Source organism: Rahnella sp. P4_A8, from assembly GCF_056402435.1.
Window position 1 is genome coordinate 1 of sequence record NZ_JBFUHK010000277.1, and the last position, 981, is coordinate 981.

The 981-nt window shown below is 47.6% G+C and carries 2 protein-coding genes; both read left to right on the top strand.

The annotated features are described in order from the left end of the window. The coding region (locus AC1DUO_RS25400) for a hypothetical protein (RefSeq protein WP_477989459.1) at positions 1-204 on the top strand (204 nt) is incomplete at its 5' end. A 366-nt stretch (positions 205-570) separates the two neighbouring features. After that, on the top strand, positions 571-981 hold a 411-nt coding region (locus tag AC1DUO_RS25405; RefSeq protein WP_477989461.1), incomplete at its 3' end, for an IS110 family transposase.

Here is a 981-nt window from a genome sequence, read left to right on the forward strand (position 1 = left end):
GTCCCACGCATCATCGGGAATATGCTGCATCCTCATTCTCATCTTCTGCTTTTCTATCTACTCGAACGCCGCATTACTCAGTTAGGTATAACGGCCCTTCGCATCGCGGACGACGATAACATTGATGCGTCTGGCTTTACGATATCACATACCGCGTATGTCCGCTTCGTGCCCAGGTTGTGTGAAAACTTTTTTGGCMGATGAAACTGCCAAAAACAGAGCTGAAAATCGCGCTCATACKTAAAATTMGGCTCTACTAACCAGTCGATCAATTCCAGATTTTKCKTAGACKTGCGCACTTCAGTTTTTGGTCAGGGTTTTCACACAGCCTGTGCCAGGTATAGTCATTCGAACCCTGAGAGTTACACTTTTAAGTGATTCAGGGTATGCGCTTACTGGTTACGAATATTGTGCCAGAATCATGTGGTTTGATGATTGCCGCTTTGCTTTCGAGCCAGTAAGTGCTCCACGTTCGCTAACGAATACTCAGGGCATGCAGACAAACTGCTGACTATATTTCTTTCGAAGAGCGTGGAATGCATACCAATCCCCGGTTAAAAGGAGTTGGTTATGACTGCGATAGATCAGTTTGCTGCTCATGTTGGTCTGGACTGGGCGGATAAAAAGCATGATGTTTGCGTTCAGTTTAAAAACGGCGAACGCACATTCCATGTGATTGAACATACAGCAGAAGCGCTTGATGCCTGGCTCAACGCGTTGCACAAACAGGTGAAAGGCAAAATAGCTATCGCCCTTGAGCTGAAGAAGGGCCCCGTGGTGTATGCTCTTCAGAAATATCCGTTTATCACTGTTTTCCCTGTCCACGCTTTGTCCCTGGCTCGTTACCGGCAAGCCTTCTCGCCCAGCGGCGCTAAAGATGACCCGCAGGATGCCGAGCTGGCATTAGAGTTAATGCTGCGTTATCCCCAAAAGATAAAAGCCATTGAACCCGACAATGCGGATATCCGGTTACTCCAGCAA